This window comes from Streptomyces sp. CA2R106 (genome assembly GCF_037034245.1).
In the GTDB taxonomy this organism is placed as follows: Bacteria; Actinomycetota; Actinomycetes; order Streptomycetales; family Streptomycetaceae; genus Actinacidiphila.
The window spans coordinates 403,968-423,180 of record NZ_JBAGKC010000002.1 but is presented as its reverse complement, the minus strand read 5'-3'; the positions used below and the strand labels follow the sequence as shown (position 1 = coordinate 423,180).

The following is a 19,213-nucleotide window of genomic DNA, read 5'->3' as shown; positions in this document are numbered from 1 at the left end:
GGCCGCCCGGGCATGGGATCGCCGGGGACGGGATGGGCCCGCCGGGCGGCGGGACTGCGCTGGGCGGCGGTGCCGCTGCGCTCCCGGCTGGTGCTGCTCGCGCTGGTGCTGGTGCTGCTGGGCCTGACGGTCAGCGACACGGTCGTGCTCGGTTCGGTGCGCGGGCAGTTGCTGCAACGGGTGGACCAGCAACTCGAGCGCTACGGCCGGCCCCTCGCGCGGCGCCTCGGCTCGGAGGGGGTGCCGCCGCAGCGCTACCCGGCCCCGGGCACCGACGGCCGCGGCGCCCCCGGCTACGGCAGCACGGAGTCGAGCACGGGCGCGGGTACAGGCACCGGCACCGGGTCGGCCGCCGCCGACAGCAGCACCGGCACCACCGACGGCACCGGCGCCAACCGCCCCTGGCTGCCCAGCCAGTTCGTCGTCGCCTTCGCCACCGCCGACGGCCGCGTGGTCCAGCAGATCCGGCAACCGGTCGCCGCAGGCGACCCCCAGCCGCTGTGGCCCACGATGAACGCCGCCCGGCTCAGCGCCCGCTACGACCACCCCTTCGACGTCCGCAGCGACCACGGCGGCGGCAACTGGCGGGTGCTGATCGTGCCGGTCGCCGCCGCAGGCGGCAGCGACACGCCCGCCGGGGTCGTGGTGGCCTCCTCCCTCGACGACGTCGCCTCCACCACCAGCCGGCTCAGCACCGCCTTCCTGCTCATCGGCGGGGTCGTGGTGGCGCTGCTCGGCATCGCGGGCTGGTTCGCGGTGCGGGCCGGGCTGCGGCCCCTGAAGCGGATCGAGGCGACCGCGGCCGAGATCGCCGCGGGCCGCCCGCTGTCGCACCGGATGCCGGTCGCGTCGCCGGGCACCGAGGTCGGGCGGCTGTCGTCCGCGCTCAACGGCATGCTCGCGCAGATCGAGTCCGCGTTCGCCGCCCGCGCCGCGTCCGAGCAGCAGATGCGCCGCTTCGTCGCCGACGCCAGCCACGAACTGCGCACCCCGCTGGCCGGCATCCGCGGCTTCGCCGAGCTGTACCGGATGGGCGCGCTCGCCGACGACGCCGACGTCAAGCGGACCATGGCCCGGATCGAGAGCGAGGCCGTACGCCTCGGCGGGCTGGTGGAGGACCTGCTCACGCTGGTGCGGATGGACGAGCAGCGGCCGCTCCAGCTCGCGCCGATGGACCTGCGCACCCTCGCGGTGGACGCGCTGCACGACACCACCGCGCTCGACCCGACCCGGCAGGTCGCCCTCACCGGCCCCGGCGGCGCGGACACCGCGCCCGGCCCGGCGCCGGTGCTCGGCGACGAGGCGCGGCTGCGCCAGGTCGTGGCGAACCTCGTCGGCAACGCCGTCGCCCACACCCCGCCGGGCACCCCGGTCCGGATCGGCGTCGGCGCCGCGGACGGCCACGGCGTCCTGGAGGTCGCCGACGCCGGTCCTGGGCTGACCCGTGAGCAGGCCGCCCGCGTCTTCGAGCGCTTCTACCGGGTGGACGCCTCCCGCTCCCGCGCCACCGGCGGCGGCGCCGGGCTCGGCCTCGCCATCGCCGCCGCGCTGGTCGCCGCCCACCGCGGCACCGTCGAACTCGACACCGCGCCCGGCAAGGGCGCCACCTTCCGCATCCGGCTGCCCTCGGCCCGCTGACCTGCGCGCCCGCCCGCCGGGCCGGAACTCCGCCGCGGGCGGCGCGGGTCACGGATGGATATCGGCACGCAACCTTCCGTCCAGGTGGCGGCTCTTTCTGTGCACACGCGCGTTCAACTGCGGTTTCGGCGTTCTGCACACTTACGCTCGCAAATCCGGGGGTTCCGCGCCACGCCCGCCGCTGGAAAGGTCGCCGATGCCCGAACCGCTCCGCGCCGCACGCCGGGAACCGCCGCAGGCGCCGGACACGGCACGCTCGCCGGGCACCGCGCCCCGCTCGCCGGCGCCGCGCCCGAGAGCCGGGTGGAGCCGGTGGATCGCGGCGGTCTGCGCGGTGTACGTCGCCGCGCAACTGCTCCTGGTGCTGCCGGGTTCCGGGCTCGGCTGGGACGAGACGGTCTACACCAGCCAGGTCAGCGGCCGGATTCCGGCGGCCACCTTCAGCGCCCCGCGGGCCCGCGGCATCTCCTTCCTGGCCGCGCCCGTCGCCCACTTCACCGACTCCCCCCTCGCGCTGCGGCTGTGGATGGCGGCGCTGTCCGGCATCGGGCTGTACGTCGCGCTGCACCTGTGGCGGCGGGTGCTGCCCGAGCGGGTGCTCGCCCTGGCCGGGGCGCTGTTCGCCGGGCTGTGGATCACCCTGTTCTACGGGCCGCAGGTGATGCCGAACCTGTGGAGCGCGTTCGGCGCGCTCGCCGCGGTGGGCTGCTTCGTGCGGGCCGTGCGCGACCCCCGCGACCGGGCCGCGCTGGTCGGGCTGGCCGCGGGCGTGACCGTGGTCGGGCTGATGCGCCCGCCGGACGCGGGCTGGCTGGCACTGCCGCTGGCCGCGGTGGCGCTGGCGGTGCCGCGCTGGCGGCGGCCGGCGGTGCTGGCGGTGCTCGTCGCGGGGGTGGTGCTGGGCTGCGCGGAGTGGGTGGTCGAGGCGTACGTCCGCTACGGCGGTCTGTCCGAGCGGCTGCACAGCTCCAGCGCGGTCGAGGGCGGGATGGGGCTGCACTTCGCGGTGGACGACCAGGTCAGGTCGCTGAGCGGCCGGGCGCTGTGCCGCCCCTGCACGGTGCGGTGGCGGCACAAGGACACGTCGCTGTGGTGGTTCGCGCTGCCGTTCCTGGCGGTGGGCGGCGCGGCGGTGGTGCCCCGGCTGCGGCGCTCGGCGGTGTGGCTCGCCGGGCTGACCGCGGTGTCGATGGCGCTGCCGTACCTGTTCACGATCTCGTACGCGGCGCCGCGGTTCCTGCTGCCGACGTACGCGCTGCTGGCGCTGCCGGTGGCGGAGTTCCTGTGGTGGGCGGTCACCCGGGCCGAACTCGCCGCGGAAGGAAGCCGGTTGAGGCTGCGGCCGGTGGCGGTCGCGGTGGTCGCCGTCGGGCTGTGCGGCCATCTCGCCATCCAGGGCGGTGTGCTGCACACCGCGACCCGCAACAACCACCGCACCACGCAGGAGTACCGCGCCGTCGCGGACGGGCTGCACGCGCACGGCGTCACCGCGCCCTGCACGCTCAGCGGCGTCTCCGCGGTGCCGATCTCCTTCTACACCGGCTGCACCTCACGCCAGTTGGACGGGCCGGACCGCAGTATCGACACGGCCGGGCTGCTGGCCCGCACCCGGCAGCAGCCGGTCGCCTACCTGGTCACCGGTGGCGGGCGTCCGCCGGCCTTCGCCCGCGCCTGGCGGTCGGTGCCGCTGCCGACCCCGCGCGGCGCCCGCGCCTTCCGCGCCTACCTGCCCCCGGCGCGGTAGCCGGGCGGGCCCGGGCGGCAGATCAGTCTCCGCGGACGCCGATCGTCAGGAGCAGGTTGGCGTAGGTGCGGCGGTCGCCGGTGGCGATCACCAAGGCGGTGTCGGGGCCGCGGGCGGCGTCGTAGAAGGCGTGCCGGTCGAGGCCGTCGAGCGGCACACCGGGCAGGGCGGCGCGGAACTCGGCGAAGACCTCCGGTTCGGGCTGCCCGGGCGGCGGGGTCATCACGGTGGCGGCCTCGAACGGCGCCGCGTCCGCGAGCGCGGCGAGCACCTCGGTGACGAGCATCCGGTCCGGCGCGAGGTTGAGGTAGACGCGCGCGGCGGCCGGGTGGGCGCCGGTGGTGTGCGGGTAGTGGCCGTCGCTGACGAGCACCCGCGAGCCGTGCCCGGCCGAGGCCAGCGCCGCAAGAATCGTCGGGTGGGTGAGCTGGTATCGCAGCATGTACGGCTCCTCGAACGCGCGTCGCGGGCGTAGAGATCGGATCTCTACGCCCGCGAGCGTACCGGCCCGGCCCGGCGTGCGGCAGACCGGCCGCGGCGGCCGGCACCACCGCCCCGGTGTCGTACCCGCGCGGCACACTGGAGGCATGTGCAGAAGCATCAAGACCCTGCGTCCGCCGATGGCCCCCGAGGTGCACGACGAGGACATCCGCGCCGCCGCCCTTCAGTACGTACGGAAGGTCTCCGGGTTCCGCGCCCCCGCGGCGCACAACCAGGAGGTCTTCGACACCGCGCTCGCCGCGATCACCGCGGCCACCGCCGACCTGCTGGCCGGCCTCGAGGTCCGCGGCAGCGGCTCCGCCGCGACGACGGCGAGCTGACCGGCCCGGGCGGCCCCGCGGCGTTACCCTGCCGCCATGGCGCACATGACCGAGGCGGAGTGGCGCAAGTTCGCCACGACCGGCACTCGCACCGGAAAACTGGCCGTCCAGCGCAGGAACGGGCGGCCGCACGTCACCCCCGTGTGGTTCGTGCTCGACGACACCGACCCGGCCGACATCCGCGTGGTCTTCATGACCGGGCGCGACTCGCTCAAGGGCCGCGCCCTGCGGCGCGACCCGCACTTCGCGCTCTGCGTCGACGACCAGGAACCGCCCTACTCCTTCGCCCTCTTCGAGTGCACCGCCGAACTCTCGGAGGACCTGATGGCCCTCCAGAACTGGGGCACCCGCATCGGCGGGCGCTACATGGGCCCCGACCGCGCCGCCGAGTTCGGCGCCCGCAACGCGGTCCCCGGCGAGCTGCTCGTCAGCGGCCGCATCGACCGCCTCACCGCCGAGGCCCGCATCGCCGACTGACCGAGCACCCCCGGCACCTGCCGACGGCGGGCGCCAGGGATCAGCCGGGCGGGGGTTCAGCCGTAGGAGAGGTGGGCGCAGGGGTCGGTGGCGGCGGTGCGGTTGGGGGCGGTCGGGGGCGCGGCCGGTGCCGCCGGTGCCGGGGTCGCGGTCGCCGTCGCGGTCCTGGCGAAGTCGGCGCCGACGACGAGGTTGATCCCGCTGATGCCGAGCGGCTCCAGCCGGGCTCCGGGGAAGAGCCGGCTGAGGGATTGCGCCTGGACGGTGTGGGCGGCGCCGTACTGGATGAGGGTGGTGGCGTGGTCCTGGGCACGGGCGGTGGCCGTACCGGTCACGGTGAAGTGGGACTTCGCCAGTTCGGCCGACGCGCTGGCGGCCAGTCCGTTCGTGGTGGTGCCGTTGTAGACCGCGACCGCGATGCCGGAGCCGTCGACCGCGGGGGCCGGCGCCGGGGCCGTCGTCGGGGCGGTCTGCCCGGAGGTGTGCGTGCCGTCGAGCGTACGGTTCGCCCGCAGTGCCGCGAACAGCTCGTCCACGTCCGGGTGGACGAGGTCTATCCGCGCCCCCGCGTACCGCCAGGGCGCGGTGACGAACTGGATGTTCTTCAGGTCGACGTGCTTGAGCGACAGCCCGAAGGACATCAGCTTGGCGGCGGTGCCGAGCCCCGGATCGACGGTGAGCGACTTGGTCGCGGCGTTCGCCAGCGGCAGCAGCGTCGCCGGGTTCATCCCCTCGCCCTTGACCTTGGCGATCAGCGCGGACAGGAACGCCTGCTGGCGCAGCATCCGCCCGACGTCGGAGCCGTCCCCGATGCCGTGCCGCATCCGTACGTAGTCCAGCGCGTCCCGGCCGGACAGCTTCCGCATCCCCTTGTGCAGGACCAGCTTCCCCCGGTACCCGAGGCCGGGGTTGAGGTCGCCGGAGTAGATGTCGTCCGGCACGCAGACGTCGACGCCGTGCACCGCCGAGGTCATCGCCGCGAAGCCCTCGAAGTCGACCACGACGGTGTGGTCCACCCGCATCCCGGTGAGTTTCTCCACGGTGTTCTGGGTGCACGCGGGGTTGCCGGCGGCGGTGTCGCCCACCGAGAAGGCCGAGTTGAACATGGCGCTGGGCTGCTCCGCCGTCCAGGTGCCGTTCGGCAGCAGGCAGGGCGGGATGTCCACCAGGGAGTCGCGCGGGACGGAGACGCCCACCGCGTGCTGGTGGTCGGGGTAGACGTGCAGCAGGATCGTGGTGTCCGAGCGGCCGATGTCGCCGGAGCTGCCCTTCCCGCCGAGCGCGGAGTTGCCGCCGGCGCGGGTGTCGGACCCGATCAGCAGGATGTTCTGCGCGGTGTCGCCGTCGGCGTCGGCCTGTTCGGCCCCGGGCCGGTCCTTGCTCAGCCCGGCGGCGTCGAAGGTGGAGATGTTCGCGTCGAGCTTGAGGTAGATCGCACCGGCGCCGCCGACGACCAGCAGCACAAAGGCCACCGCGATCGCGACGGCCCAGCGTTTTCGGCTCCGCCCGGGCCCGTGCCCACGAACGCCCATCCCCACACCCTCGGTTCGGCGGGCCCCGCGTCACGCGGCGGCCCGACAGTGCCCCCCGGCTTTGCCACTGTACGTGCCGGGGTTTCCGAAGGGGGCGGTTCGCGCGGGTCCGTCCCCCGCACGGTGACGCTGTGTCAACTCACCGCGCGGGGAGGGACCTCGGGCCGTCACACCTCGCGCTGGAACGCGCGCAGCCAGTCCACCGACCGGGCCGGGTCCAGCGCGATCCGGTCCAGCGCGTCCATCGCCTTGGTGTACTCCACGACCTCGTCGTGCTTGTCGACGTAGAGCGCGCCGGTGAGCTGCTCCAGGTAGACCAGGTCGGGCAGGTCGGACTCGGGGAAGCTCAGCAGCGTGAAGGCGCCGCCGCCCGCCGCGTGCCCGCCGGACGCGAACGGCAGGATACGCACGTCGACGTTGGACGCCTCCGCCGCTTCGAGGATGTGGCCGACCTGATCCCGCATGACCTTCGGACCGCCGAACGACCGGCGCAGCGCGCCCTCGTCCATCACGCATACGAAGTGGGGTGCCCGCTCCGACACGAGGAGCTTCTGCCGTTCCAGGCGTAGGCCGACTCGTCTTTCCACCCAGGACTCGGCCGCGCCGGGGTAGCCGACGCGGATCACGGACCTGATGTAGTCCTCGGTCTGGAGCAGCCCGTGCACGAACTGCACCTCGAAGGTGCGGATCAGCGCCGCCGACTCCTCGAGTCCGACGTAGGTCTGGAACCAGGTCGGCATCACCTCGCCGTACCCGTGCCACCAGCCGGCCGCGTTGGCCTCCCGGACCAGCCCCAGCATCGCCAACCGCTCGGCCTCCTCGGTCACTCCGTACATGGTCAGCAGGTCGGCGACGTCCCGCTCCTTGAAACTGACCCGTCCCAGTTCCATCCGGCTGATCTTCGACTCGGAGGCGCGGATCGAGTAGCCCGCGTCCTCCCGGGTGATGCCCTGGGACTCCCGCAGCCGTCGCAACTGCGCCCCGAGCAGCATTCGTCGCACGATGGACCCGCCTCCCGGCTGCCCTGCGCTCATAGGTCACGCTCCGCCCTTAGCTCATCAGCAGTCTGCCACTTATGTGCTGCGGGCAGTACCCATCCCGTCACTCTCCATCGTCACGTGCATAAATTCCTTGCAGATGCACGTGCAGACGCCCTTGCATCGCCGGGTGCTGATCCATGAGCATGGTGTCCGTGCAGATACCTCGGGGGCTCGCATGAGGGCAGAGGCAGCAGCTGTGCTGGAACCGTTATGGCAAGGCGTACTCGCGCCCGAGCGACTCGCCGCCGGTGACGGGGCCAGCTGCGGGCTCTCGGCTGCCCCCGAGTCCGTGCGCGAGGCGCGGGGCTTCGCCCGCGCCACCCTCAAGCACTGGGACATGCCGCTGCTGCGGGACTCGATGGAACTGGTCGCCTCGGAGCTGGTCACCAACGCGCTGCGGTACGCGGTGCCGCTGGGCACCCCCGGTGCGCCGGTGCAGCTGAGCCTGGTGCGCTGGAGTTCCCGGGTGGTGTGCGCGGTGCGCGACCCCAGCGGGGTCGCGCCGATCGCGAAGGACCCGGACTACGTGGCGGAGACCGGCCGCGGACTGCACCTGGTGGAGTCCTTCAGCGAGAGCTGGGGCTGGCATCCGCTCGGCGGTGCGGGAAAGGTGGTCTGGGCGCTGTTCCTCGTGCCCGGCAGCCGCATGCAGTGAACATGCGGTGAAGCAGCCCTCCGACGGCGGAGGTCGGGGCCGATAGCAGCTCGGCCCGGCTTCCGCCAGGGCGTCAACCGGCTTCCGCTACGGCATCAAGTGGTCGAACTCCCCGGCCTTCACACCGATGATCATGGATTCGATCTCGGCCCGGGTGTAGATCAGCGCCGGCCCGTCAGGGAAGCGGGAGTTGCGCACCGCCACCTCGCCGTCCGGCAGAGCGGCGAACTCCACGCAGGTCCCATTGGCATTGCTGTGCCGACTCTTCTGCCAGACCGCTTCCGAGAGATCCTCCGCAGCCATTCCGTTGTGCGTCCGGCGCATCAGCGACTCCTACACCTGTACCTCGTCTGGTACTCGAATCATAACTCGTGGGCAAGTCACGTGCATGTGCACGTGCAAGTGCACGTGCGCTTACTTACAGTCATGTTCTGGGCCAAGCCACCGGCCCAGAGCACCAGCTTGCCTACAGTCGGTAACCACCTGTTCGGGTCAGATACGCTATTGACGTTCCGTAGCCGAACAACTCACTCCACGCAACGAATTGGGAGCAGCCTGCAATGGCTCGTCACCTCATCACCTCAGCCCTGCCCTATATCAACGGGATCAAGCACCTGGGCAACATGGTGGGGTCCATGCTCCCGGCGGACGTGTACGCGAGGTACCTGCGCGACCGCGGCCACGAGGTGCTGTACATCTGCGCCACCGACGAGCACGGCACCCCCGCCGAACTCGCCGCCAAGGAAGCCGGACTGCCCGTCGACGTCTTCTGCGCCCAGGCGCACGACGCGCAGAAGGCCATCTACGACGGCTTCGAGCTGTCCTTCGACCACTTCGGCCGCAGCTCCTCCGCGCAGAACCGCGACATCACCCAGCGCTTCGCCCGCACTCTCAACGAGAACGGGTTCATCGAGGAACGCACCGTCCGCCAGGTCTACTCGCTGGACGACGGCCGCTTCCTGCCCGACCGCTACATCGTGGGCACCTGCCCGCACTGCGGCTACGACAAGGCGCGCGGCGACCAGTGCGAGAACTGCACCCGCGTGCTCGACCCGACCGACCTGATCGAACCGCGCTCGGCGATCAGCGGGAGCAGCGCCCTGGAGGTCCGCGACACCCAGCACCTCTTCCTCCTCCAGTCCAAGCTGGCCGGTGAGGTCGAGGCGTGGATCGACGCCAGCAGCGGGGAGTGGCCGACCCTGGCGTCCTCGATCGCCCGCAAGTGGCTCACCGAAGGGCTCCAGGACCGCTCGATCACGCGCGACCTCGAGTGGGGGGTCCCTGTGCCCGCCGACACCTGGCCAGAGCTGGCGGCGGAGGGCAAGGTCTTCTACGTCTGGTTCGACGCACCCATCGAGTACATCGGTTCCACCAAGGAGTGGGCCGACGCCGCGGGCGAGGGCGAGACCCGCGACTGGCGCTCGTGGTGGTACGACGCGGACGGCGGCGACAACCCGGTGCGCTACACCGAGTTCATGGCCAAGGACAACGTCCCCTTCCACACCGTGATGTTCCCGGCCACCCAGCTGGGCACCCGCGAGCCGTGGAAGCGCGTGGACTACGTCAAGGCGTTCAACTGGCTCAACTACTACGGCGGCAAGTTCTCCACCTCGCAGCGCCGCGGCATCTTCACCGACGCCGCGCTGGAGATCCTGCCGGCCGACTACTGGCGCTACTTCCTGATGGCCAACGCGCCGGAGTCCGACGACACCTCCTTCACCTGGGAGCTGTTCACCTCCTCGGTGAACAAGGACCTCGCCGACACCCTCGGCAACTTCGTCAACCGGGTGCTGTCCTTCTCCCGCAAGCGGTTCGGCGACGCGGTGCCGGAGGGCGGCTCCCCGGGCGCGGCGGAGGCGAAGCTCGGCGAGCAGATCACCACGCTGCTGGCCGAGTACGAAGGCCACATGGAGACCCTCCAGTTCCGCAAGGCCGCCCAGTCGCTGCGGGCGCTGTGGAGCGCGGGCAACTCCTACCTGGAGGAGAAGGCGCCCTGGCTGGAGATCAAGACCTCGCCGGAGGGCGCGGCGCTCACCCTGCGCACCGCGATGAACCTCATCCACCTCTACGCGGTCGTCTCCGAGCCCTTCATCCCCGCCTCGGCGCGGGCCATGCGCGCCGCGTTCGACCTGCCGGACGACACCGCGAGCTGGGTCACCCCCGAGCAGGCGGGCGCCCTGACGACGCTGCCGGCCGGCACCCCGTTCACCGTGCCGCCGGTGCTCTTCGCGAAGATCACCGACGAGGATCTGGCCGGGTACACCGAGCGCTTCGGCGGTGACCCGGACGCGGCCGCGTAGCGCGGTCCGGCGAACGCCCAAGGGCCCGCGGACACCCTGTCGCCAGGGGTGCCCGCGGGCCTTTCCACTGCGTTGCCCGCTCAGGCGGACAGCGCCTTCGCGTCGCCCATCACCACCACCGGGTGCTGCGCGGGGTCCAGGGTGCGCAGCAGGGTCTTCATCACCGACTCCGGCAGCGAGACGCAGCCGTGGGTGGGGCCGCCGTGGTCGACGTGCAGCCAGATGCCGCCGCCGCGGGAGCTGCCGAGCGGGCGGGTCCAGTCCAGCGGGCTGGTGCCGGGCTTGCGGTTGTAGTTGATGGCGATCACGTAGTCGAAAGCGTCCGCGAGCGACTCGCCGTCGAAGCCGGTGCCCGGCGAGCTGAAGCCGGACCGTTCGTGGTCGTAGGGGAACCGGGTGCCGGGGTCGGCGAGGCGGCCGCCGGCGTCGGTGAGGGTGAACACGCCGATCGGCGAGCGCAGGTCGCCCGCCTGGTGGTCGGTGCTCCAGCCGTGCAGCGCGTTGTGCGCGGACCAGACCGGGCCGGCCGCGGTCCAGCCGGCGTCCGGGTCGCGCTCGAAGAGCCGCACCTTGGACGTCGACTTGTCGTGGCCGTCGCCGGTGACGAGCACCACCTGCCGGGCGTCCGCCGGGACCTCGGCGAGGGTCTTCGGGCCGACCCCGGGCAGCGTGGCCGGGGCGGGCGTCGTCGGCACGGTGCGCGGCGCGTCCCGCCCGGCCGCGGCGCCCACGGGGGACGCGACCGCGCCCTGCTCCGCCAGCCGGGACGGCCGCGCCCCGGTGCCGCTCGCGGCGGCGCACCCGGCGAGCAGGGCGCCGGCCGCGCCGAGGGCCACGGCGGCCAGCACGGCCCGCCCGCGGTCGGGCCCGGTACGGCGGGCGGTCCTGCGGGCAGCGGCCTTGCGGGAAGCGTCCTTGGGGGAAGCGTCCTTGCGGGGGACGGACATGATCGGGTCTCGGCCTTTCCTCGGCGGCCGCCTCATGCGAGGTCGGCCGACGTCAGTACGTCGCGGGTCTCGGTCAGCTGCGCGGCGCTCGGCGCCGCCAGACACGCGGTCAGGGTGACCACCACGTCGGAGCCCTGGGGCCCGGGCAGCGTGGTGGTGAGTTCGGTGGTCCCGCCGACGGTGCGGCACGCGGTCACCACCGGCGCCGCCTGGACGACGTGGTCGGTCCGGCGGATCTCGTCCAGCGCGACCGCGTCGTGCTTCAGGCGGAACTGGAGCAGCGTGCCGCCGCGGTCCAATCTCCGCACCAGGGGTGTGCAGAAGTCGTCGCGGGCGTGGTCGCAGCCGCTCGTCGGCACGGCGAGCTGCTGGGTGGCGGCGTACTCGGACAGCGTGCCGGCCTTGAGGGTGTACCAGTCCGCGGGCATCGTCAGCCGCAGCCCGGCCAGGTCGCCGTAGGCGTACACCCGGTCGACCGGCGGCGGGGCCAGCGTGGTGCCGGTCGGGCCGGGCGCGGCCGTCGTGGCGCGGCCGGCGGTCGCCCGGGCGCCCGCGGTCCCCGGGCCGGCGGCCTGGGCGCGCTGCCCGGACGCCGCCGGGCGGGCGGCGCCGCCCCCCGGTGACGGCAGCAGCAGCCCGGCCGCCGCGACCACGGCCACCGCGACCGCCGACGCGCCGACCGCCGCCCGGCGCCTCCCGCGCCGCCGCATCCGCTCCCGTACGCCGTCCAACCGCTGGACGGGCGCGGGTAGTTGCGGCACCACCCGCTCCAGCAGGGCGCTCAGTTCGCGTTCCTCATCGGTCATCGCCGCCCACTCCCCCACCCCGTACGGACACCGCGGACGGCAGGCGCGCGCGCAGTGAGCGCAGCGCCTTGGACGCCTGGCTCTTGACGGTGCCCTCCGAGCAGCCCAGCGCCTCGGCGGTCTCCGTCACCGTCAGGTCCTCGAAGTACCTGAGCACGACCACGGCCCGCTGCCGTACGGGCAGCGCCCGCACCGCCAGGCCCAGCGCCTGTTCCAACTCCACGCTCTCGTACGGGTCGCCGTCCGCCGCGCGCTCCGGCAGCTCGCCGTGCGGCACCTCGCCCCGCCATCTGCGCCGCCACCACGACGCGTGCGTGTGCACCAGCGCCTTGCGGACGTACGCCTCCGGGTTCTCGCCCGCGATCCGGTGCCACTTCGGCCAGGTGCGGGCGAGCACCGTCTGGAGCAGGTCCTCCGCGAGGTGGGCGTCGCCCGTGAGCAGCCAGGCGACCCGGAGGAGCCGAGGGCCCCTCGCCGCCACCCACTCCTCGAACCCGGGTTCGCTCAAGGTGTTTCCTCTCCACACCCCTCCAACACGCATGCCCCCTCGAAGGGTTGCCTCACGCGGGAAGGGCGCCCAAAAGGGGCCCGGGGAACCGCCAGTTCCCCGAGCCCCTTTTGAGGAGCGTCTGTCAGCTCTTGTGCTGCTGCGGCTTGCGCAGTTGGAGGTGCAGCTCGCGCAGGCGGGTGTCGGGCACCTCGGACGGCGCCCCCATCAGCAGGTCCTGCGCGTTCTGGTTGAGCGGGAAGGCGATGGTCTCCCGGATGTTCGGCTCGTCCGCGAGCAGCATGACCATGCGGTCGACGCCGGGCGCGATCCCGCCGTGCGGGGGCGCGCCGTAGTGGAACGCCCGCAGCATCCCGCCGAACTCCGCCTCCACCGTCTCCCGGGAGTACCCGGCGATCTCGAACGCCGCGTACATCACGTCGGGTTCGTGGTTCCGGATCGCGCCGGAGGACAGCTCGATGCCGTTGCAGACGATGTCGTACTGCCAGGCGAGGATGTCCAGCGGGTCCTTGGTGCGCAGCGCCTCCAGGCCGCCCTGCGGCATGGAGAACGGGTTGTGCGAGAACTCGATCGCCCCGGTGTCCTCGTTGCGCTCGAACATCGGGAAGTCCACGATCCAGCAGAACCGGAAGACGTTCTCGTCGAACTGCCCGGCGCGGCGGGCCGCTTCGACCCGCACCGGGCCCATGATCTTCGAGACCTCGTCGAACTGCCCGGCGCCGAAGAAGATCGCGGTGCCGGGCTTCGCGCCGACCGCGGTGAGCAGCGCGGCGGTGTCGTCCTCGGTGAGGAACTTCGCGATCGGCCCGGTGAGCTTGTTCGCGTCGCCGACCCGCACCCACGCCAGGCCCTGCGCGCCGAGCGAGACCGCGTACTCGCCGAGGGAGTCGAAGAACTTCCGCGGCTGCTCGGCGGTGTCGGGCACGGCCAGCGCGCGGACGTGCTTGCCGGCGAACGCCTTGAAGTCGGAGTCGGCGAAGATGCCGGAGACGTCGACGAGTTCGAGCGAGGTGCGCAGGTCGGGTTTGTCGTTGCCGTACTTGAGCATCGACTCGCGGAACGGGATGCGCGGGAAGGGCGAGGTGACGGTGCGGCCGCCGCCCAGCTCGGTGAACAGGTCGGTCATCACCTTCTCGATGACGCCGAACACGTCCTCCTGCTCCACGAAGCTCATCTCGACGTCGAGCTGGTAGAACTCGCCGGGCGAGCGGTCCGCGCGGGAGTCCTCGTCGCGGAAGCAGGGCGCGATCTGGAAGTAGCGGTCGAAGCCGGAGATCATCAGCAGCTGCTTGAACTGCTGCGGCGCCTGCGGCAGCGCGTAGAACTTCCCGGCGTGCACCCGGGAGGGCACCAGGAAGTCACGGGCGCCCTCGGGCGAGGTGGCCGACAGGATGGGCGTGGCCATCTCGTTGAAGCCGAGCGCGGTCATCTCGCGGCGCAGGAAGGAGATCACCTGGGTGCGCAGCATCAGGTTGCGGTGCATGCGCTGGCGGCGCAGGTCGAGGAAGCGGTTGGTGAGCCGCATCTCCTCGTTGGCGTTGTCCTCGGGGAAGACCGGGAACGGCAGCGGGTCGGCGGCGCCGAGCACCTCCAGGGAGGTCACCTCGACCTCGATCTCGCCGGTGGGCAGCTCGGGGTTGACGTTCTCCGCCGAGCGGGCCAGCACGCGGCCGTCGACCCGCAGCACGGACTCCTTCGACTGGCCGCTGAGCCGGTCGTAGACCGGGGAGCCGGGGTGCACCACGAGCTGGGTGAAGCCGTAGTGGTCGCGCAGGTCCACGAAGAGGATGCCGCCCAGATCGCGGCGGTTGTGCAGCCAGCCGGACAGGCGGACGTCGGTGTCGACGTCGGTGGCGCGCAGCTCGCCGCAGGTGTGGGACCGGTACCGGTGCATCAGCTTCGTCCTAGGCGTGGGATGTGGAGACAGATGTGACATCAGGCGTGGGGCTCAGCCTACCGGCGCCCCTGCCCCCGCTATCCACAGGTATCTATTCGCCCATAATCTCCGGATCACCATAAACTGGGAAAATGCGCACAGAGGACGTCCTCGCCGCCGCGGGCTACGGGCTGTGGCAGTGGGACGAATCGACCGGCACCGTCGCGGTCGACGGCCGTGCGGCCCGCCTGCTCGGACTGTCCGGCGGAGCCGCCACCCACCGGTCGTCGGAGGTGCGGGCCCGGCTGCACCCGGCGGACTACGTCGCGCTGGCCGGTGCGGTCTCGCTGGCCGCCGCCGAGGGCACCGTGGCGGAGGCGCTGCTGCGCGTGGTCAAGGAGGGCGGCCGGGTGGAGCGCACCGTGCGGGCCCGGCTGCGGCCGCAGGGCCCGTTGCTCAGCGGCAGCCTGCACGAGATCCGCGAGCCCGTCGGGGGATACGAAGCGCCGTACGACGTGCCCCTCAACGGGCCGGACCCCCGGTTGAGGCCTGCCGCGCTCGCCGCCACCCGGGAGGGGCGCGGCGGCTGGCGGCGGGCCCGCGAGGCGTTCCTGCTGGACGCCGGGCGGGCGCTCGCCGAGGCCGACTCCACCGCCGAGGTGCTGCGGGTCGCGGCCACCTTGTCCATGCCCGGGTTCTCCCCCGACGGCCTGGCCGTCTTCGGGATCACCGGCGACCGGCTCGCGCTCATCGGCCACCACGGGCAGGAGATCATCGACCCGTCGGTCCTGGACATGCCGCTGACCACGGAGTATCCCGCCGTCACCGCGGTGCGCACCGGCAAGGCGGTCTACCTGCCCAGCCCCGAGTCGTACCAGGAACGCTATCCGTCGACCTGGCCGCTCGTCCGGCCGTACGGCCGCTCGTCGTGGGCGTACCTGCCGCTGACCGTGGCCGGGTCCACCATCGGTGCCTGGATGGCCGCGTTCCGTGACCGGGTGGACTTCACCCCCGACGAGCGGTCGGTGCTGACCACCGTGGCCCGGATGCTCGCGCAGGCGCTGTCCCGCGCGAGCCTGCACGAGTCCGAGCGGGCACTGTCCGACGGGCTCCAGCGCAGCATGCTGCCCGCCCGCGAGCCCGAGATCGACGGGATGGCCCTCGCCGCGCGGTACGTCCCGACCGGCGGGGGCCTCCAGGTCGGCGGCGACTGGTACGACGTGATCGGCCTGCCGTCCGGCCGGACCGCCCTGGTCATCGGGGACGTGCAGGGGCACGACGTACAGGCCGCGGGGATCATGGGCCAGCTGCGGATCGCGCTGCGCGCCTACGCCGCGGAGGGCCACAGCCCGGACGCCGTGCTCTCCCGGACCTCCCGGTTCCTGGCCGGGCTGTCCGCCGACGCCACCCCGGAGCGGCCCGGCGGCACCGCGGACGTACGGTTCGCGACCTGCCTGTACCTGGAGGTCGACCCGGCCGACGGCAGCGTGGAGATGGCCCGCGCCGGGCACCCCGAGCCCGCGATCCGGCTCGGCGACGGCACCACGATGGTGCGCAACGTGGCGGGGGGCCTGCCGCTGGGCGTCGAGCCCGACACGGACTACCCGACCAGCCGGCTCGTGCTGGCCCCGGGCGAGGTGCTGCTGCTGTGCACCGACGGGCTGATCGAGACCGGCGGACACGACCTGGACACCGGGTGGCTGCGGCTGCGCGAGGTCTTCGAGGCCGGGCCGGCTGAGAACCTGGAGCAGCTCGCCGACTCCCTGGTGCGGGCCGTGCACGGCCCCGCCTCCCACCACACCACCGGGCCGCTCGCCGACCGCCGCGAGGACGACATCGCCCTCCTGCTGCTGCGCCGCGACCCCGACGGGCCGACGTGCGCGGTGCCGATACGGCGCACCGTGCTGACCGTCGCGCAGTCCGACCCCGGGCAGATCCGCGCCGCGCGCGAGGACATCCGCTCGCTCCTCCACGACTGGGCCTCGCCCGACCAGTTCGAGTCCGCGGTGCTGCTCGTCTCCGAGCTGGTCACCAACGTCCTGGTCCACACCGACGACGACGCGGTGCTCGCCGCCGAGGTCATCGGCATGCCCGGCACCCGCCGCCTCCGCGTCGAGGTCGCCGACCGCTCCGACGACATGCCCCACCCCCGCTCCCCCGGCGAACTCGCGTCCTCCGGCCGCGGCCTCTTCCTCATCGAGGAACTCGCCGACGCCTGGGGCGTCGAACCCCGCGGCGACGGCAAGTCCATCTGGTTCGACCTCTTCGAATCCCGCCCCTGACGGCGCGGCCGCGCCTCACCCCTCGCGCCCGAAGACCACCGTTGCACTCAGCAGTCTCATACGATTAGCGTGAGCGTACGACTACCCAGGGGAGGGGGGATACGTTGTCCGAACAGATGGTTGACAATCCGCGGCGCGCTTGGCTTCAGACTCTGCTGACCAATATGGACACGACGCTTCAGGCGATGCGTTCAGCCCTCGACAAACCGGCATCGGATGTGGGCAGCGACAAGGTCTGGATAGGGACGTCGGCTGCGGACACGTTCAAGTCCGAGCTCACCGGCCGCAATCGCAGGATTCACACACTCACCGACGGGCTGCGCACCACCGTGGAAGAGGCGCTCAAGGCAGAGCCGCTCCAGGTCTCCGAGAACCAGGCTCGGCAGATGCAGCAGGACCACCAACACGGCTGGTAGCCCGGCCGATCGAGCCCCGGGGGGGGACCAGCGGTATGGGGAAGATCTCGGCGATAGACCCGGTCGCGCTGAACACGACGATCAAGAAGATGGACAGCGGCGCGAGCACCCTGGCCGGGTCGTGCAGGTCGCTTCTATCCGAGTTCGGAAAGTACGGCCTGGACACCTCAGCTCTGCACAAGTTGAGTGCGATCGCGGCATGGACCCAGGATCAGTTGCCCGACCTCCGCAGGCGCCACGCACTCGCGGTCGCAGCGAGCAAGGCCCATCCCAACGCGACGACAGTCGACATCCCCGAGCCGTTCTCCGTCGGGGCAGCCGACTACGCCCTGTACCAGCAAGCCGTCGCGGCGAAGGACAAGGCGTCGATCAACCTGGTGAAGAACGACCTGCGCAAGCACTTGGACGACCCCAGCTTCCTCAAGGCGTACTCCGACGCGGCACCGGACGACATCACGGCCTTCCAGGGTCTGCCCGCCGATGTGTCCGACAAGTTGAACCGCCTGAGGCTCAAGGCCGAAGTACAGAAGCCGGACTGTCCGCAGCGGCTGAAGGACCTGTGGAGCCACCTAACCGACCCGCAGGACAAGCTGTACCGGTCCGATATGTACCTACTGGGCTACGACAACATCGACAACGGACATGTCGCCGTCTCCTACGGCAATCCGGACACGTCCGCCAACACAGCCGTGTACGTGCCCGGTACTGGGACGACGTTGGACGATGGCGCTTCGGGTAGCGTGAACCGAGCCCTTGCGCTTTACAAGTCAGCACAAGGACCGACATCGCACACAGCATCGATCTTCTGGCTCGGCTATGACGCACCAGGCTGGTCCCTGCCCGGTCCAGCATCCCAAAGTTTCGCCGACGCAGGCGCGCCGAAGCTGGCCGCGTTCGTCAACTCGCTCGCCACGAACCACACCGGTGCGAGCCACGTCACGATGATCGGCCACAGCTACGGAACCACTCTTGTAGGCGACGCGTTCGCACATGACCATATGAAGGCGGATGACGTCATTTTTGTCGGCTCCCCGGGCGTGACCGTCGACAAGGCGGCCCAGTTGGGCCTTGACCCGAGCCATGTATGGGCCAGCAAAGCCAAGTTCGACCCGATTCCGGAGCTGTCCGCTTCCCTGAACCCGGAGAAGTGGTTCGACAACCACACCGACCGCTTCGGCAACGATCCGACATCCTCGGCGTTCGGCGGCCGCACGTTCGACTCCGGTGACGGCACCGACGTGCAGAACGCCCACAGCCAGTACTGGAACGCCGGTCCTTCCTTGGACAACATGACGAACATCGTGATCGGCCGGACCGACAAGGTGACGACGATGCCCCAAGAGGACAAGACCGGTGTCCTTCCGAACGTCGCGGACCTGACGAACCCGGTGACCGGCATACCGGACGCGTACGGCTCGATCCTCCAGAACCTCGGCCATCACGTGGGCGGGTACTGGGGCGCCCCGATCGAGGACACGGGCGACGCCCTGCACTCCTTCGGGGAAGCGGAGAACGACCTGATCGGCAGCGGAACAGATCTCCTGACCGGGGACCTGGACAGTGCGGGCCACGAGATCAAGGATGTGGGCAGCGACCTCAAGGACAGCGGAGAGAACGCCGTTCACACAGTCACCGACTTCTTCAAGTGACGTGTTGCAGTGATGGGAACCATGAGGGCGACCGAACGAACGAGGAAGAGCGCCGCTGCCGTCATCGCCGTCCTGGCCATGGCGGCGGCGGGATGCGGAGGCAGCGTGAGCCACGGCAAGGAATCGCCCGACGCGGTGGAGAAGAAGGCGCGGGCCCTCGCGCAGCAGACGCTCGACGCGGTGCGCGGGGCGGCCGGTTCGGCGGGAACGTCTGCCGGCGGCTCGACGTGGGGCAAGTGCGCCACCGAGACCCCGGGCCAGCACCGCTTCGAGTTCCGTTACACGCTGAAGCTGGATGTCGGCGAGGAGAAGTCGACAGCCGTCATGGCTGCCGCGAAAGCCCACTTCGTCAAGCAGGGCTACGACCTCGACCTGCCGGACCCGAAGACCGCCCGGGTCGGCGGGACGGAGCCCGACTCGTCGTGGTGGGTGGGGGTCGGGGTGAACAGCGACGATGACGCGATGTTCATCAGCGTCGACTCCGACTGCGTGACGACCAGTCACGACCCGAGGACGGCCTAG

Annotated in this window: 18 protein-coding genes; 10 read left to right on the top strand and 8 right to left on the bottom strand. The window is 71.8% G+C overall.

What is annotated here, in order from left to right; translation table 11 throughout:
* The first annotated feature begins 12 nt into the window (after positions 1-12).
* Positions 13-1,638 carry a sensor histidine kinase gene (locus tag WA788_RS05085; RefSeq protein WP_335972040.1) on the top strand — a complete coding sequence of 542 codons (1,626 nt, stop codon included), beginning with the start codon at positions 13-15 and terminating at the stop codon, positions 1,636-1,638.
* 196 nt (positions 1,639-1,834) lie between these two features.
* Complete coding sequence (locus WA788_RS05080; protein ID WP_335972037.1) at positions 1,835-3,382, top strand: hypothetical protein; 1,548 nt, start codon at positions 1,835-1,837, stop codon at positions 3,380-3,382.
* Between the two features lie 22 nt (positions 3,383-3,404).
* Here the strand turns inward: WA788_RS05080 and WA788_RS05075 are convergent, their stop codons facing one another.
* Entirely contained in the window at positions 3,405-3,824 is a 420-nt protein-coding gene (locus tag WA788_RS05075; protein WP_335972036.1) for an RbsD/FucU domain-containing protein, read from the bottom strand.
* Positions 3,825-3,969: 145 nt separating this feature from the next.
* On the opposite strand from WA788_RS05075, the gene WA788_RS05070 reads away from it, so the two are divergent.
* Complete coding sequence (locus tag WA788_RS05070) at positions 3,970-4,203, top strand: DUF2277 domain-containing protein (RefSeq protein WP_335972034.1); 234 nt, start codon at positions 3,970-3,972, stop codon at positions 4,201-4,203.
* Positions 4,204-4,239: 36 nt separating this feature from the next.
* On the top strand, positions 4,240-4,680 hold the full coding sequence (locus tag WA788_RS05065) for a PPOX class F420-dependent oxidoreductase (RefSeq protein WP_335972032.1): 441 nt from the start codon (positions 4,240-4,242) through the stop codon (positions 4,678-4,680).
* A gap of 56 nt (positions 4,681-4,736) precedes the next feature.
* Here WA788_RS05065 and WA788_RS05060 read toward each other — a convergent pair whose 3' ends face one another.
* Both WA788_RS05060 and WA788_RS05055 read right to left on the bottom strand, forming a co-directional pair.
* Complete coding sequence (locus WA788_RS05060) at positions 4,737-6,152, bottom strand: LCP family protein (RefSeq protein WP_335972030.1); 1,416 nt, start codon at positions 6,150-6,152, stop codon at positions 4,737-4,739.
* 227 nt (positions 6,153-6,379) lie between these two features.
* Complete coding sequence (locus tag WA788_RS05055; RefSeq protein ID WP_335972028.1) at positions 6,380-7,246, bottom strand: helix-turn-helix domain-containing protein; 867 nt, start codon at positions 7,244-7,246, stop codon at positions 6,380-6,382.
* Positions 7,247-7,448: 202 nt separating this feature from the next.
* Between WA788_RS05055 and WA788_RS05050 the strand changes: the two genes are divergently transcribed.
* The gene (locus tag WA788_RS05050; protein ID WP_335972026.1) at positions 7,449-7,907 is read left to right on the top strand and encodes an ATP-binding protein; all 459 of its coding nucleotides are present in this window, start codon (positions 7,449-7,451) and stop codon (positions 7,905-7,907) included.
* 87 nt (positions 7,908-7,994) lie between these two features.
* Here the strand turns inward: WA788_RS05050 and WA788_RS05045 are convergent, their stop codons facing one another.
* Positions 7,995-8,231, bottom strand: coding sequence for a DUF397 domain-containing protein (locus WA788_RS05045; RefSeq protein WP_202234921.1), 237 nt, complete (start codon positions 8,229-8,231; stop codon positions 7,995-7,997).
* A 236-nt stretch (positions 8,232-8,467) separates the two neighbouring features.
* On the opposite strand from WA788_RS05045, the gene metG reads away from it, so the two are divergent.
* Entirely contained in the window at positions 8,468-10,207 is a 1,740-nt protein-coding gene (gene metG, locus WA788_RS05040) for a methionine--tRNA ligase (RefSeq protein WP_335972023.1), read from the top strand.
* Between the two features lie 80 nt (positions 10,208-10,287).
* On the opposite strand, the gene WA788_RS05035 is transcribed toward metG, so the two are convergent.
* From WA788_RS05035 to aspS, 4 genes are all read right to left on the bottom strand, one after another.
* The gene (locus tag WA788_RS05035; RefSeq protein ID WP_335972021.1) at positions 10,288-11,154 is read right to left on the bottom strand and encodes a L,D-transpeptidase family protein; all 867 of its coding nucleotides are present in this window, start codon (positions 11,152-11,154) and stop codon (positions 10,288-10,290) included.
* Between the two features lie 32 nt (positions 11,155-11,186).
* Positions 11,187-11,960 (bottom strand): hypothetical protein, encoded by a 774-nt coding sequence (locus WA788_RS05030; protein ID WP_335972019.1) that lies wholly within the window; start codon positions 11,958-11,960, stop codon positions 11,187-11,189.
* On the bottom strand, positions 11,950-12,501 hold the full coding sequence (locus WA788_RS05025; RefSeq protein WP_435133633.1) for a SigE family RNA polymerase sigma factor: 552 nt from the start codon (positions 12,499-12,501) through the stop codon (positions 11,950-11,952). The genes WA788_RS05030 and WA788_RS05025 overlap by 11 nt, the downstream gene beginning before the upstream one ends.
* Before the next feature lie 91 nt (positions 12,502-12,592).
* Positions 12,593-14,362, bottom strand: coding sequence for an aspartate--tRNA ligase (gene aspS / locus WA788_RS05020; protein ID WP_335972016.1), 1,770 nt, complete (start codon positions 14,360-14,362; stop codon positions 12,593-12,595).
* Between the two features lie 134 nt (positions 14,363-14,496).
* Between aspS and WA788_RS05015 the strand changes: the two genes are divergently transcribed.
* The 4 genes from WA788_RS05015 to WA788_RS05000 all read left to right on the top strand — a co-directional run bounded on the left by WA788_RS05015 (position 14,497) and on the right by WA788_RS05000 (position 19,213).
* Positions 14,497-16,626: an ATP-binding SpoIIE family protein phosphatase gene (locus WA788_RS05015; RefSeq protein WP_335972015.1), complete on the top strand. Its 2,130-nt coding sequence runs from the start codon at positions 14,497-14,499 to the stop codon at positions 16,624-16,626.
* Between the two features lie 104 nt (positions 16,627-16,730).
* Positions 16,731-17,042, top strand: coding sequence for a hypothetical protein (locus WA788_RS05010; protein ID WP_335972013.1), 312 nt, complete (start codon positions 16,731-16,733; stop codon positions 17,040-17,042).
* Between the two features lie 35 nt (positions 17,043-17,077).
* Entirely contained in the window at positions 17,078-18,691 is a 1,614-nt protein-coding gene (locus WA788_RS05005; RefSeq protein ID WP_335972012.1) for an alpha/beta hydrolase, read from the top strand.
* A gap of 105 nt (positions 18,692-18,796) precedes the next feature.
* Entirely contained in the window at positions 18,797-19,213 is a 417-nt protein-coding gene (locus WA788_RS05000) for a hypothetical protein (protein ID WP_335972011.1), read from the top strand.